General features: G+C 64.2%; 14 protein-coding genes and 1 other RNA gene. 4 read left to right on the forward strand and 11 right to left on the reverse strand.

What is annotated here, in order from left to right; all coding sequences use genetic code 11:
• The 8 genes from AUP43_RS06365 to AUP43_RS06400 all read right to left on the reverse strand — a co-directional run.
• The coding region (locus AUP43_RS06365) for a trypsin-like peptidase domain-containing protein (protein ID WP_198154836.1) at positions 1-616 on the reverse strand (616 nt) is incomplete at its 3' end.
• A gap of 307 nt (positions 617-923) precedes the next feature.
• Positions 924-1,826, reverse strand: coding sequence for a protease modulator HflC (hflC, locus tag AUP43_RS06370; RefSeq protein WP_067553957.1), 903 nt, complete (start codon positions 1,824-1,826; stop codon positions 924-926).
• 12 nt (positions 1,827-1,838) lie between these two features.
• Positions 1,839-2,996: an FtsH protease activity modulator HflK gene (gene hflK, locus AUP43_RS06375; RefSeq protein ID WP_067553960.1), complete on the reverse strand. Its 1,158-nt coding sequence runs from the start codon at positions 2,994-2,996 to the stop codon at positions 1,839-1,841.
• A gap of 201 nt (positions 2,997-3,197) precedes the next feature.
• Entirely contained in the window at positions 3,198-4,898 is a 1,701-nt protein-coding gene (locus AUP43_RS06380; protein ID WP_067553963.1) for a SulP family inorganic anion transporter, read from the reverse strand.
• Between the two features lie 23 nt (positions 4,899-4,921).
• Positions 4,922-5,431 (reverse strand): dihydrofolate reductase, encoded by a 510-nt coding sequence (locus tag AUP43_RS06385; protein WP_067553965.1) that lies wholly within the window; start codon positions 5,429-5,431, stop codon positions 4,922-4,924.
• 6 nt (positions 5,432-5,437) lie between these two features.
• Positions 5,438-5,758, reverse strand: a complete 321-nt coding sequence (locus AUP43_RS06390; protein ID WP_067553968.1) for a BrnA antitoxin family protein — start codon at positions 5,756-5,758, stop codon at positions 5,438-5,440.
• Positions 5,718-5,996, reverse strand: coding sequence for a BrnT family toxin (locus AUP43_RS06395; protein WP_067553971.1), 279 nt, complete (start codon positions 5,994-5,996; stop codon positions 5,718-5,720). Before AUP43_RS06395 ends, AUP43_RS06390 begins: the two co-directional genes overlap by 41 nt.
• A 136-nt stretch (positions 5,997-6,132) precedes the next feature.
• Positions 6,133-6,927: a thymidylate synthase gene (locus AUP43_RS06400; RefSeq protein WP_067553973.1), complete on the reverse strand. Its 795-nt coding sequence runs from the start codon at positions 6,925-6,927 to the stop codon at positions 6,133-6,135.
• 91 nt (positions 6,928-7,018) lie between these two features.
• Here AUP43_RS06400 and ssrA point away from each other — a divergent pair.
• From ssrA to AUP43_RS06415, 3 genes are all read left to right on the forward strand, one after another.
• Positions 7,019-7,380: a transfer-messenger RNA gene (gene ssrA, locus AUP43_RS06405) on the forward strand.
• A gap of 61 nt (positions 7,381-7,441) precedes the next feature.
• Positions 7,442-8,026: an SspB family protein gene (locus AUP43_RS18600; RefSeq protein ID WP_232314895.1), complete on the forward strand. Its 585-nt coding sequence runs from the start codon at positions 7,442-7,444 to the stop codon at positions 8,024-8,026.
• A 150-nt stretch (positions 8,027-8,176) separates the two neighbouring features.
• Positions 8,177-9,796 carry a fumarate hydratase gene (locus AUP43_RS06415; RefSeq protein ID WP_067553976.1) on the forward strand — a complete coding sequence of 540 codons (1,620 nt, stop codon included), beginning with the start codon at positions 8,177-8,179 and terminating at the stop codon, positions 9,794-9,796.
• Between the two features lie 37 nt (positions 9,797-9,833).
• On the opposite strand, the gene AUP43_RS06420 is transcribed toward AUP43_RS06415, so the two are convergent.
• The gene (locus tag AUP43_RS06420) at positions 9,834-10,979 is read right to left on the reverse strand and encodes a DUF2336 domain-containing protein (RefSeq protein ID WP_067553978.1); all 1,146 of its coding nucleotides are present in this window, start codon (positions 10,977-10,979) and stop codon (positions 9,834-9,836) included.
• Between the two features lie 188 nt (positions 10,980-11,167).
• Between AUP43_RS06420 and AUP43_RS06425 the strand changes: the two genes are divergently transcribed.
• Positions 11,168-11,557: a c-type cytochrome gene (locus tag AUP43_RS06425; RefSeq protein WP_067553981.1), complete on the forward strand. Its 390-nt coding sequence runs from the start codon at positions 11,168-11,170 to the stop codon at positions 11,555-11,557.
• A 26-nt stretch (positions 11,558-11,583) separates the two neighbouring features.
• Here AUP43_RS06425 and AUP43_RS06430 read toward each other — a convergent pair whose 3' ends face one another.
• Complete coding sequence (locus tag AUP43_RS06430; RefSeq protein WP_067553984.1) at positions 11,584-12,012, reverse strand: universal stress protein; 429 nt, start codon at positions 12,010-12,012, stop codon at positions 11,584-11,586.
• A 14-nt stretch (positions 12,013-12,026) separates the two neighbouring features.
• Entirely contained in the window at positions 12,027-14,621 is a 2,595-nt protein-coding gene (locus AUP43_RS06435; protein ID WP_067553987.1) for a TRAP transporter permease, read from the reverse strand.
• Between the last annotated feature and the right edge of the window lie 103 nt (positions 14,622-14,724).

Genomic DNA, 14,724 nt, shown 5'->3' on the forward strand with positions numbered 1-14,724 from the left:
CGAACGGGTTGCCGATGGCCACCACCCAGTCGCCGACGCGCGCGGCGTCGCTGTTGCCCCAGGGCACGGCATGCAGCTTGTAGTCGCCTGGCTTGATGCGCAGCAGCGCCATGTCGGTCTTCGGGTCGCGGCCGACCAGCTCGGCCTCGAACTCACGGTCGTCATGGAAGCGCACCGTGATCTTGTCGGCGTCGGCGATGACATGGTTGTTGGTGACGATCAGGCCGGCCGCGTCGATCACGAAGCCGGATCCCAGCGAGGTGGCGCGGCGCGACTGGTTGGGCTGATTGCGCTCGAAGAAATCCTTAAAGAATTCCTCGAACGGCGAGCCGGGCGGGAATTGCGGCATCTCCGGCACTTCCTGGCTCGGCTGCACGCTCTGGGTGGTCGAGATATTGACCACCGCCGGCAGCAGCTTCTCCGCCAGGTCGGCGAAGCTTTCCGGCGCGGTGCGGGCCGCCGCCGGCAAGACAGGCACGCTCAGCAGCGCGACCAGCAGGGCAGCGGCCAGGCGGCGCGCGCCCAGGCCGAACCGGGGAGCGCTAAATCGGGGAGCGCCGAAACGGGGAGCGCCGAACCGGGGAGCGTCGGATGGGGGAGCGAGACGATTGCTCATAGGGTGCTTCTCTCGTCTTTCTTCCTGTGTGGGGCCATGTTCCAAATGGGGCGTTTCTCGCCACATCCAAGCCGGGCAGACATCTAGAATGCCATTTGGCGACGCGATTGGCGATGGGTTGACGCTTCCTGTCGCCTCCGAAAGGAAGCGTCGATATATGGTGAAATTAAGATGGGCTGCGCCCCCGCCCTTGCTTGCCTCGCGCCGGTGCGGGACGGCGCTGTGTCTTGCGTCTGGCCGGGCATGAAAAAGGGCGGCGGTTGATGCACCGCCGCCCCTTTTGTGGAAGGTCGAAACGCAGGCTCGATCAGCGCGCCGCCGGCATGCCGCCCTGCCCGCTGGCCCCGCCCCGGATATCGTTGAAGAAGCGGAAGAAATCGCTGTTCGGGGAAAGCACCATGGTGGTGCCGTCCTTACCCAGCGCCTCGCGGTACGCCTCCATCGAGCGGTAGAAGGCGAAGAACTCCCGGTCGCGGCCGAAGGCCTCGGCGTAGATATTGATCGCCTCCGCATCGCCTTCGCCTCGGAGAATCTGCGCCTCGCGTTCGGCATTGGCGACGATGACGATGCGCTGGCGGTCGGCATCGGCGCGGATCTGCTGGCCCAGCTCGAAGCCCTCGGCGCGCGCCTCCTTGGCCTCGCGCTCGCGTTCGGAGCGCATGCGGTTGTAGATCGCCTGGCTGGTCTGCTCCGGATAATCGGCGCGGCGCACCCGGACATCGACGATGCGCATGCCCAGCCGTTCGACCGACTGGTTCACCTCGGCCGTCATCTGGCTGATGATCGCCTGCCGCTTCTCGGACAGGATGTCGGCCAGCGTGGCGTTGCCGAGCGCGCGGCGCAGCGAGGAGTTGACGATCGCCGTCAAACGCTGCCGGGCGCCGAACTCATTGCCGACCGACTGGTAGAATTGCAGCGGATCGGTGATACGGAAGCGGGCATAGGAATCGACGTCCAGGCGCTTCTGATCGACCAGGATGACCTGCTGGCGCGGCGGATCGAGATCCAGCACCCGCAATTCGAAATATTCCACATTCTGGATAAAGGGAATCTTCACATGCAGGCCGGGTTCCTTCACCACGCGCTTCGGCTCGCCCAGCTGCAGCACGAGGGCCTGCTGGGTCTGCTCGACCACGAAGAGCGCGCTGGTGGCGACCACGCCGATCAGGATGACGAGGCCGCCCAGGATCGCGAGAAAACGTTGTGACATGTCGCGTCCCCCTTACTGCGCCGGCTGCGCGGGACGCGGCTGCGTCCGGCGCTGGAGTTCGGGCAGCGGCAGATAGGGTACGACCCCGCTGGCCCCGTCCTTATCGTCGACGATCACCTTGTTCACGTTGCCCAGCACTTCCTGCATGGTCTCGATATAGATGCGCTGCGTGGTCACGTCCTGCGACTTGGCGTAGGCCTCGTAAACCGACAGGAAGCGCTGCGCATCACCCTGGGAGCGGTTCACCACCTCTTCCCGGTAGGCGCGGGCCTCCTGGATCAGCCGTTCGGCATCACCACGGGCGCGCGGCACGATGTCGTTGCGGTAGGCCTCGGCCTCGTTGCGCACGCGCTCCTTGTCGGCGCGGGCGCGCTGCACCTCGTTGAAGGCGTCGATGACCGAATTCGGCGGATCGACCGCCAGCAGCTGAATCTGCCGCACTTCGACGCCGGCCTGGTATTCGTCCAGCAGGGCCTGGGTACGTTCGGTGGCGCGCACTTCGATGAACTGACGGCCTTCGGTCAGCGCCACCTGGATCGGCGTCTGGCCGATGATCTCGCGCATCACGCTTTCCGCCGACGCCTTAACGGTGAGGTCCGGGTTGCGCAGATTGAACAGGAATTGACCCGCATCCTTGATGCGCCAGAACACGACGAAATCGATATCGACGATATTCTCGTCGCCGGTCAGCATCAGGCTTTCTTCGGCGTCGTCGCGCACCGTGCCGGTACGCCCGGAACTGTCGCCGGCGGACCGGAAGCCCACCTCGATGCGGTTTTCACGGGTGACGTTGGGCGTCATCACGCTCTCGATCGGGCTGGGAAGATGGTAATTCAGGCCCGGACCGGTGGTGCGCACCCACTCGCCAAAGCGCAGAACCACGCCCTGCTCGTCCGGCTGCACGCGATAGAAGCCGCTGGCCGCCCAGACCGCGATGGCGACGAGAATGATAAGCACGATGCCGCGGGCGTTGCCGAAACCGCCCGGCATCATCGTCTTGAAGCGCTCCTGGCTTTTCTTCAGCAGCTCCTCGATGTTCGGCGGCTGAGGACCACCGCCGCCTCCGCCACCGCCGCTGCCGCCGGAACCGCCCGGCCTGCCCCAGGGGCTACCGCCGCCTCCGCCGCCGCCTCCCCAGGGGCCGCCGCCCTGATTATTATTCCAAGGCATCCCTGTTTCCCTGCCTGTCGTTGAGCTGATGTTCCCCGGCCGTCATGCATACGCGATCCTGCGGCCGGTTTCTAGGAAGACCGGCCGCTTCCGCGGCACAAAACGGCGCCCCCGCCGGCGCATGCCGGTCGGACCTTCCCGATATTGGCCGCGATCTCATGTTTTCAATGAGATTCGCTCTACCGCCGCGCCCGTTATGGCCTAACTGTCGATCAGCGCCCGGGCCCGGCTCAGCGCAGCGGGATAATCCTCGGCGAGCACGATCCCGGACCGCTCGCCGGTGACGCCCATCCGGGACAGTATTTTTGCCGGCTGGCGCTGCAATCCGGACAGGATGACGATGGTGCCCTGGCGGCGGCAGCGCTCCAGGAAAATCGACAGCGCCTCGACGCCGCTGGAATCGATCATCGGCACGTGGCGCAGCCGCAGAATAAAGACCGCCGGCACCACGCCGATCCGGTCCAGCACATCGGTCAGTCGCGCGGTCGCGCCGAAGAAAAGCGGGCCGCGTATCTGAAACACCTCCACGCTGGCCGGCAGCTCTTCGCGCGCATTATCGTCGGCCGGCAAAGTCTCCTCGTCCTGCTCCGGCTCGGCCAAGTCGCTGCGAATCTCCACCGCGTCCGCCATGCGCACCATGAACAACAGCGCCGCCAGCACGATGCCGAGCTGGATCGCCACCGTCAGATCGACCAGCACCGTAAGCCCGAAGGTCAGCAGCAGCACCGCCCGGTCGCCGCGCGGCGCGCGCAGCAGATGGCGGAAGCGGTGCGCCTCGCTCATGTTCCAGGCCACCACCACCAGCACGGCGGCCAGGCAGGCCAGCGGCACATATTCCATCAGCGGCGCCAGCAACAGCATGAAGGCCAGCAGAAAGACGGCATGCAGCATGCCCGCCACCGGCGTGCGCGCGCCGGCACGCACATTGGTCGCGGTGCGGGCGATGGCCCCGGTCGCCGGAATGCCGCCGAACAGCGCCGAGCCGAGATTGGCGACACCCTGGGCCACCAGCTCGCAGTTGGAACGATGGCGGCGGCCGGTCATGCCGTCGGCCACCATCGCCGACAGCAGGGATTCGATGCCGGCGAGCAGCGCGATGGTGAAGGCGTCCGGCAGCAGCAGGCGGACGCGCTCCAGCGATATCTCCGGCAGCGTCGGGCTGGGCAGCGTGGCGGGAATCTCGCCAAACCGGCTGCCGATGGTCTCCACCGGCAAGCCGAGCGCCACCACGACCAGCGTGCCGACCAACACGCCGATCAGGAAGGCCGGGAGCTTCGGCCGCCAGCGCCGCAACGCCAGGATAATCCCCAGCGTGCCCGCCGCCATGCCGATGGCGGCCGGGTTGGCGCTGCCCAGATGGCTCAGATAAGTCTGCCATTGATGCAGGAAATCGGCCGGCAGCTGGTCGATCCGCAGCCCCAGCAGATCCTTCACCTGGCTGGAGAAGATGATGACCGCGATGCCCGCCGTGAACCCGGTCACCACCGGCTGCGGCACATATTTGATGTAGGTGCCCAGGCGGAACAGACCGAACAGCAGCAGCATCGCGCCGGCCATCAGCGTCGCCAGCACCAGCCCGTCATAGCCGTGCCGCTCGATCACGGTGAAGACGACGACGACGAAGGCCCCGGTCGGCCCGCCGATCTGGAACCGGCTGCCGCCCAGGGCGGAGATCAGGAAGCCGGCCACGATGGCGGTATAGAGGCCGCGCTCAGGCGTGGTGCCGCTGGCGATCGCCAGGGCCATGGCCAGCGGCAAGGCCACGATGGCGACTGTCAGTCCGGCAATGGCATCATGCCGGAAATCATCCCACCGGTAGCCTTCCCGCAAGCTGGTCACCAGCTTGGGGATGTATAAATTCCAATGCCGGCCTGCCGCGTGGCCGGGGCCTGACTGCGCCATGACCGACGCCTTTCGGGAAACGCTTAAAGCCCTACGCGTTCTAGGGTTATGAAAGAGTAGGATAAACCCGAGGCGTCATCCACAACCGGTTTCGTGCGGGCTGCCTCCCGCCAGACGCGGGGCTCCAGGGCGGGAAAGAAGGCGTCGCCCTCAATGTCGGCCGCGACTTCAGTGAGATAGATGCGGTCGGTGCGGGGCAGCGCCTGCGCGTAAATCTCCGCGCCGCCGATCACCATGATCTCCTGCGCGCCGATGGCCAGCGCCTGCGTCTCCGCCGCCGCAAGCGCGGCATCGATATCGTGCGTCACCGTCACGCCCTCGGCCCGGAAGCCGCTATCGCGCGTCACCACGATGTTCGGCCGCCCCGGCAGTGGCCGGCCGATGGAGACATACGTCTTGCGCCCCATCACCACCGGCTTGCCCAGCGTGGTGCGCTTGAAGAATTTCAAATCCTCCGGCAGCCGCCACGGCAACCCGCCATCGCGTCCGATAACCCGGTTCCGGGACATGGCGACAATCGCCGAGACGATCATGGGCGGTCAGCCGACCTTGCGGGATTTTTCGGCATCCATATAGGCCCGTAGCACCGCGTTGATCCGCGTCTGGTAGCCACGGCCCTGACTCTTGAAATAATCGACAATGTCCTGGTCCAGCCGGATCGAGATCGCCGCCTTCTCCTGCGGATAGAGCAGCCGCGCCTTGGCGAACCACTCCTCGTCCAGCAGGGGGGCTGCGTCGGGGTCTTCCGCGATGGCCTTCTCGATGTCCGCGTCGGTAAGCGCATCGACCCGTGACCAATCGGTCATATCGCCGGCCCGATCACCAAGCTTGTAGCGCTTGATTGTAGAGTCTTTCTTCATAATCGCTTGCCCTCCTGGCCGATATCAGCCGACGGACTTGACCTCTTTCGGTGAAAACCACCACGACAAAAATGCCTTCCAATGGACCGATCGCTAAAAACCGGCGCTCTCCCAGGCGGCGATAGGAGGTTTCGACGATCAAAGTGAAACTTAGAAACACATCCTTTGCCGCGATAAAGTCGATGCCGTGCTTTTCGATATTCGAATAACGCTTGGCATCGTCCCATTCGAATTCCATCTGCGTCCTCCGATCCGTTCATGACTTGACCATGAGACGATCAAGGAGACGCAGATAGAAAATAAGGGTGAAGCTTTTCACCCCCCTTCGAAAACAAAGATACGCATCTACTTCTGTATATACAACAGTTGCTTTTTTATACCGCCACCGGGGCTTTGATATGCGGGTGGGGGGCGTAATCCTCCAGGGTGAAATCGTCATAGACGAAGTCGAGCAACTCATGCACCTGGGGGTTCAGGCGCAGGGTCGGCAGGGGGCGGGGATCGCGGGTCAGCTGCAAATCCGCCTGCTCGACATGATTGGCGTAGAGGTGGGCGTCACCCAGCGTGTGAATGAACGCGCCCGGCTTAAGGCCGGTCACCTGGGCCACCATCAGGGTCAGCAGCGCATAGGAGGCAATGTTGAACGGCACGCCGAGAAAAATGTCGGCTGAGCGCTGGTAGAGCTGGCAGGAAAGTTTGCCCTCGGCGACATAGAACTGGAACAGGCAATGGCAGGGCGGGAGGGCCATCTGGCCAACCTCCGCCACGTTCCAGGCGCTGACGATCAGCCGGCGGGAATCCGGGTTGGTCCGGATCTGTTGGATGAGCTGGGCGATCTGGTCGATCTTGCCGCCGTCCGGCGTGGGCCAGGAGCGCCATTGATGGCCGTAGACGGGGCCGAGATCACCGTTCTCGTCCGCCCATTCGTCCCAGATCGACACGCCATGACGCTTCAGATAGGCGATGTTGGTGTCGCCCTGCAGGAACCACAGCAACTCATGGATGATCGATTTCACATGCAGCTTCTTTGTGGTGACCAGCGGGAAGCCGGCCGCCAAATCGAAACGCATCTGATAGCCGAACACGCTGTAGGTGCCGGTGCCGGTGCGGTCCGATTTATAGGCCCCGTGGGCGCGCACATGGCGCAGGAGATCGAGATATTGCTGCATGGCGAAACTCTAACCCGGAGGGGCGATGCTGAGAAGCCCTACTATATATAGTAGGGCACATGGCACAATATCCATTAGGCGCAAGCGTTAGCCCCTTTCACTCTGGCCTCCGACTACCTATTATCTAAGGCGTCGGGCAACCGACTATGGGGATAAACCTTTCGCGGAATAAGCATTACGGACCCGGGGGCGGTACCCGGCGCCTCCACCAATTCCCGATGCGTTGGCAACGCATCACCCTGGGGGCGAAACAGGATCGACGTGTGTGGTAAAGGCGTAAGTTTCTCCCGGCATGGTACCACCGTTATCGGACCAAGCTAGTAGTTGCGAATGACAACTCCAAGCAGGTCGCCCTCGCCGCTTAATTGCGGTTCTGGGTAACCACCCTTAAGTCCTTATCTTGCTAAGGTAAGGCGCGGTTCGGGGGGCACCGGGCAACAGAAGCCCCCCACTTCGCGGGCCACTCCGCCCTTCATCAACAGCCAGGCTTGGCACCGGACGGCGATAGCGATACGTGCAGGATCAATTGAGATATGACCGGCTGGTGGAAGAGGCGCTGCGCAGCGTCGTTCGCACGGCCATGAACGAAGTGGCGCAGAATGGTCTTCCCGGCGAACACCATTTCTACATCACCTTCAAGACCCGCTATCCGGGCGTCGAAATCCCCGTCTATCTGAAGCAGAAATACGAGGACGAGATGACCATCGTCCTGCAGCACCAATATTGGGGGCTGAAGGCCGATGCCGACGGTTTCGAGGTTCTGCTCAGCTTCAACGACGTGCATGAGCGCTTGGCCATCCCCTATGCGGCGATCACCGGCTTCGTCGATCCTTCGGTGAAGTTCGGCCTGCAGTTCCAGGTGCAGTCGGAGGAGGATGAGGCAAAGCCCGTCCTGGCGACCGAAACGCCCGCCGGCAGCAACGGCGTGACGCCGCTGGTGCCCGCCGCCGGGCGTGGCGACGGGGATGCGCCGGCGGAAAAGCCGACGAAGAAGGCGAAGGCCGCCAAGGCCGGGCCGAAGCCCGCGGAGCCGACCGAGGAGCCGCCGGCCGATGCCGGCGCCAACGTCGTCACGCTGGACACTTTCCGCAAGAAATAGCCGCCCGCGTATACGCCGCTTGATGCACGCCCGGCCGCGCGCCGGCTGGACCTCCCGGCCCTAGCCTGCTACCAGTTGCGCCGAACCCGGAACCGCCCGGCCGGTGGCCTGTGCGCCCCGGCCCAGCACCGCAATCGAGGCAGGCACGCGATGGTCGATTTCGTCTATCAGGACATGTTCCCGACGGGGGAGGACACCACCCCCTACCGCAAGCTCACCGGCGACTTCGTCTCCACCGTCGATCTGGACGGCACGGAAATCCTGAAGGTGGACCCGCAGGCGCTGACCCTGCTGACCGACGAAGCCTTCAAGGACATCCAGCACCTGCTGCGCCCCGGCCATCTGGGCCAGCTGCGCGCCATCCTGGACGATCCCGAGGCGTCGGATAACGACAAATATGTCGCCTTCGACCTGTTGAAGACCGCCAACATCGCGGCCGCCGGCATCCTGCCCATGTGCCAGGACACCGGCACCGCCATCGTGATGGGCAAGAAGGGCCAGAACGTCTTTACCGGCGGCGGCGACGAGCAAGCCATCGCCCGCGGCGTGTTCAAGACCTACACCGAGACCAATCTGCGCTACAGCCAGCTCGCGCCCTTGAGCATGTTCAAGGAGAAGAACACCGGCTCCAACCTGCCGGCGCAGATTGAGCTCTATGCCACCGAGGGCAGCGCCTACAAATTCCTGTTCATGGCCAAGGGCGGCGGCTCGGCCAACAAGGCCTTCCTGTTCCAGCAGACGCCCGCCGTGCTGAACCCGGAAAAGCTCTATGCCTTCCTGGACGAGAAGATCAAGACGCTGGGAACGGCGGCCTGCCCGCCCTATCACCTGGCCATCGTGATCGGCGGCACCTCGGCGGAGATCAACCTGAAGACGGTGAAGCTGGCCTCGGCGCGCTATCTCGACGGGCTGCCGACCGAGGGCAGCGAGACCGGCCACGCCTTCCGCGACATCGAGACCGAGCGGATCATTCTGGAGATGACCCGGCAGATGGGCATCGGTGCGCAGTTCGGCGGCAAGTATTTCTGCCACGATGTGCGTGTCATCCGCTTGCCGCGCCACGGCGCCTCGGTGCCGATCGGCCTTGGCGTCTCCTGCTCGGCCGACCGCCAGGCTGTCGGCAAGATCACCAAGGACGGCGTGTTCCTGGAGGCGCTGGAGCGCCATCCGGAGAAGTACCTGCCGGAGGTGACAGACGAAAAGTTGGGCGGCGAGGTGGTCCAGGTCGATCTGAACCGGCCGATGGACGAGATCCGCAAGCAGCTTTCCGCCTATCCGATCAAGACCCGCCTGTCGCTCTCCGGTCCGATGATCGTGGCGCGCGACATCGCCCACGCCAAGCTGAAGGAGCGGATCGACAGCGGCGAAGGGCTGCCCGACTATTTCAAGCAGCACATCGTCTATTATGCCGGGCCGTCCAAGACGCCGGAAGGCTATGCGTCCGGCTCCTTCGGCCCGACCACGGCGGGGCGGATGGATTCCTACGCCGACGTGATGATGAAAAATGGCGGCTCGCTGATCTCGCTGGCCAAGGGCAACCGCTCCGCCCAGGTGAAGAACGCCTGCAAGACTTACGGCGGCTTCTATCTGGGCTCCATCGGCGGCTCGGCGGCGCGGCTGGCGCAGGATTGCATCACCAAGGTCGAGGTGCTGGAATATCCCGAACTCGGCATGGAAGCGGTCTGGCGCATCGAAGTGGTCGACTTCCCGGCCTTCGTCATCATGGACGACAAGGGCAACGACTTCTTCGCCGATCTGCTGCCGGGGTAAGCGCGGCCGCGCCTATCCCACGCCGTCAGAATCGCCGTTAAGCAGCTGCCTGGGCGCGCAGGCTGTCCATTTTGCGGATGAGGTAGTCGAGATCCTCGCCGGAGACATCGTCGCCGCTTTCGTCCAGGGCGGTCAGCACGCGCTCGGCCATGCGGATAGCGTAACGTTCCCGGTCGTGTTCCAGCCCGTCATAGCCGGTCTCCTCGGCCACCTCGACGGCGCTTTTCAGCACGATGGCGACGCGGCTCGGCAACTTCGCCTTCTGCAACAGCGAGACCAGGCCGCGGCGGCCGGCGTCATGCACCAGGCGGCGGGCATTTTCCACCGGCACCTTGGCGATGGCCGCCAGGCTGGCTTCCACGAAGTCGATATCGCCCAGGCAGGCGGCGCGCAGCAACAGCGATTCGGTCAGCCGGCCATTGCGATGCAGCTCATGCGCCAGCGCCTCCGCCTCGACGCCGCCACCCTCGCCCTGCAACAATCCCATGATGGCGCGTTCGCGAGTCTCCAATATCAGGTCGGTGGCGCGATCCGGGGAGAGCGCATGGTGAGTCACCAGATGCTCGCGCAGCTTCTCCGACACCAGCGTGACCAGCTTCTCGGCGATAGCAACCGGCAGGCTCGGGCGGCTCACCAGGCCGCGCTGCACGTCCTCGCTACCGGGATAGGCGGCGATCGCCCGGTTCAGCGTCTGCTCTCCCATCTCCGCGCCAGGATTGGCGACAACGGCGGCGGCCGCATCCTCGCTGCCGCTGTCGATCAAGGCCTCGGCGAGTTTCTCCGGCACATGCTTGCGCCTGGCGACGGCAACCTGCTTGCCCGCATCGCCGGCCTGCACGATGCCGATCAGATCCTCGACGGTCAGTACCGAGGCTTCCTCCAGGATCGGCGTCGCCACGGCGGCGACATCGCGCGCCAGGGTCAGCGCCAGATCGTGCGGCAGGTCGGGCAGCGCCTTCAGGCTGGCGGACAGCGCCTCGCGCACCCGCTGCTCGGCATCGCGGGCAAAAACCCGGAACACTTCCATCGCCAGAATGCGGTCCTGCTCGGTCAGGTTGCCGCCGGCATAGGTCTCGGCCAGCTTCTCCACGGTCACGCGCCGCGCCGTCGGCGACGGATCCGTCGCCAGACGCGCCACATCGGCTTTGGTGATGCCGGAAGAGCTTTCGGGTGTCTTGGTCACCGCTGTTACCGCAAATTACTGAAACCAGGCGTCACGACATTATGCGCCTACCGGCCCATACCTGCAATCCGGGCAATCCGGCCGCCCCTCCCGTCATATGCGACCATTCGCGCACTGGGCCGGTGCCGCCCGCGCGCTCAAATTCCACCTCTGGAACCGCCCGTGATAACCGCAACCGGAGATAGTCCATGAGGAAGCCAGCCCTGATCGCGCTCGCGATGATGGCAGCCACCGCCGCCGCCAATGCTCCCGCCCTCGCCGCCGGCGACGCGGCGGCCGGTCAGAAAATTTTCAACAAATGCCGCGCCTGCCATGTCGCCGACAAGACGACAAACAGGGTCGGCCCGCATTTGGCCGATGTGATCGGTCGCAAGGCCGGCAGCGTGGAGAATTTCAAATATTCCGATGCGATGAAGACGGCCGGCGACAACGGCCTGACCTGGACCGAGGAGAACCTCGCCAAATACATGAAGGAGCCGAAGGAATTCATCCCCGGCAACCGAATGGCCTTCGTCGGGCTTAAAAAAGACCAGGAGATCGCCGACCTGATCGCCTATCTGGAAGCCGCAGGACAGTAATCCCCGCCCCCTCCGGCAAATTCCGTTTAGTCGCGCACCACCAGGACCGAGCAATTGGCGTGGCGCACCACCCGCGCGGCGTTCGGACCCAGCAGGTAGTCCTTCAGCTCCGGCCGGTGCGCGGCGATGACGATCAGGTCGATCTTCAGCTTTTCCGCAAGCTGCAATATCTGCTCATAGACCGTGCCGTCGGTGACGATGTGCTGCACCGGCACGTCTTGCGGAATCTCCCGGTCGACGAAGGCGTGCAGTTCCTTGTTGGTCGCCTCCAGCGCCTTCTTCTCGAAATCCTTCGGGAAGAACTGGCCGACGATGGACATGCCGAAATCCGGCACCACCGCCAACACATGCAGCTTGGCCTCGAACTGACGGGCCAGATTGACCGCCACCGGCAGCGCCGCCCGCCAGGAGGCTTGCTGGCCCAGATCGACCGGGAAAAGGATGTGCTTGTACATCTTTTCCTCCTTGATCAGGCGGTTGCCGGTCGGCCGGGCTGCTCGCGCCGGCGGCGCTGCAGCAGCACGATCCCGGCCAGCAGCAGCAACGCCGGGATGAACATCCACTGCTTGTCCGGCTGCTCGGCCGGCATTTCGACCAGCTTGATCTCCCAGTCGAAATCGATGCCGGCTTTTTCCGCCGGGCCGCCGAAGACGATGTCGTCGACGAACAGCTTGTCGCCTTCCTCGCGCACGATCAGGCCGGCATGCTCCAGCCGCGCCTCGCCATCGGCGACGGGGCCGAGCGGCAGGCGCACGGTCTTGGTCACGAAATCGCCGTCCAGCGTCTCGCCCTCCACAATCATCCGCACATTGGAATCCGCGGGGCGGTCGCCCAGCGCCTCCTGAATCTGCGTCGGCTGGATGATGTCATAGGGCGGATAGATCATGTCCATCCAGAAGCCCGGCCGCAGCAGGGTGAAGGCGACCAGCACCAGCAACACCGATTCCCAAATCCGGCTGCGCACCAGGAAGAAGCCTTGCGTGCCGGCGGCGAAGACCAGCATGGCGATCACCGCGGCCGTCACCGTGATGGCGAAATGGAACGGGCCGCCAATATCGATCAGCAGCAGTTCGGTATTGAAGATGAAGATGAAGGGCAGGATCGCCGTGCGCATCGAATAATAGAAGGCGACCAGGCCGGTCTTGATCGGGTCGGCGCCGGAAATCGCCGCCGCCGCGAAGGAGGCGAGGCCGACCGGCGGCGTCACATCCGCCATGATGCCGAAATAGAACACGAACAGATGCACCGCGATCAGCGGCACCAACAGCCCGCTCTGCGCGCCCAGCTCCACGATGACCGGGGCCATCAGGGTGGAGACCACGATGTAATTCGCCGTGGTCGGCAGGCCCATGCCCAGGATCAGGCTGATGATGGCGGTGAAGATCAGCATCAGCATCAGATTGCCGGCGGAGATGAACTCCACGAACTCCGCCATGATCAGGCCAATGCCGGTCAGCGACACGGTGCCGACGATGATGCCGGCCGCCGCCGTGGCGATACCGATGCCGATCATGTTGCGCGCACCCGTCGCCAGCCCGTCGATCAGCTCCCAGAAGCCCTGCCGCAGCGACTGTCCGATATTGGTCTTGCGAAAGAAAGCAATGAGCGGGCGCTGGGTCACCAGGATGAAGATCATATAGGCGGTCGCCCAGAAGGCCGACAGGCCGGGCGATAGCCGCTCGATCATCAGGCACCAGACCAGCACCGCGACCGGCAGCAGGAAGAACAGGCCGGATTTCACCGTCGGCGCGGTTTCCGGCAGCACCAGCAACGGCGCGTTCGGATCGTCCATCTCCAGTTCCGGCACCGTCGTCGAATACCAGATCAGGCCGATATAGCTGCCAGTCACCAGCACCGCGACGATCCAGCCCGATGCCGGGCCGAACACGCCCTTGATCCAGCCGATGCCGTAATACACCACGCCGCACAGGATGATGAAGCTGGCGATGGTGATGCCGGTGGTGATCAGGGTTTGCTGCCAGGGTTTCGGGTTCGGCTTGTCCAGCCCCTTCAGCCCCAGCTTCAGCGCCTCCAGATGCACGATGTAGAGCAGCGCTATGTAGGAGATGATCGCCGGGAGGAAGGCGTGCTTGATCACCTCGACATAGGAAATGCCGACATATTCGACCATCAGGAAGGCGGCGGCCCCCATCACCGGCGGCATGATCTGCCCGCCGGTCGAGGCCACCGCCTCCACCGCGCCGGCGAATTCCGGCTTGAAGCCGAAGCGCTTCATCAGCGGGATGGTGAAGGTGCCGGTGGTCACCACATTGGCGATGGAGGAGCCGGAGATCAGCCCGGTCAGACCCGAGGAGACGACCGCCGCCTTGGCCGGGCCGCCCCGCAGATGGCCGAGCAGCGCGAAGGCGACCTTGATGAAGTAATTGCCCGCCCCGGCCTTATCCAACAGGGAGCCGAACAGCACGAACAGAAAGACGAAGCTGGTCGATACGCCCAGCGCGATACCGAACACGCCCTCGGTCGAAATCCATTGCTGGTCCATGGTGCGCTGGAGCGACGCGCCCTTATGCGCGATCACGTCCGGCATGTAGGGGCCGGCGAAGGTGTAGACCAGGAAGACAATGGCGACGATCATCAGCGGCGGGCCAAGCGCCCGGCGCGTCGCCTCCAGCAGCAGCAGCATGCCGATGGCGGCGGTGATCAAGTCGAGATCGGTGGGCCGGCCCGGCCGGCCCGCAAGCTCGCGATAGAAGATGAAGATATAGGCGGCGCAGAAGGCGGCCACCACGGCCATGACCCAATCCTGGATCGGCACATAGTCGCGCGGCGATCGCTTCAGCGCCGGATAGGCCATGAAGCCCAGGAACAGCGCGAAGGCGAGATGGATCGACCGCGCCTCGGTGTCGTTCAGAATGAAGATGTTGAACATGAAGGGTAGCGGCGAGGCGTACCACAGCTGGAACAGGGACCAGGCCACCGCCGTCCACAGCAGCAGCTTGCCAACGGGCCCCGCCGGGCTGCGCGACCCGGTGTCTGTCTGGGCGACGAGGTCTTGAAGTTCCGCGTCGGTCATGCCCTTGCGGCCGGTGTTTGCCTCAGACATCTGCCCCTCGCTTATCGGTTTTGTCCGTCGACTGTAGAAGAGTGCGGCAGAAAATGAAACGCTGCCGACATAATCCCGGAAAACGAAAAACGGGGCCGTATGA

Source organism: Oceanibaculum pacificum (assembly GCF_001618175.1).
In the GTDB taxonomy this organism is placed as follows: domain Bacteria; phylum Pseudomonadota; class Alphaproteobacteria; order Oceanibaculales; family Oceanibaculaceae; genus Oceanibaculum; species Oceanibaculum pacificum.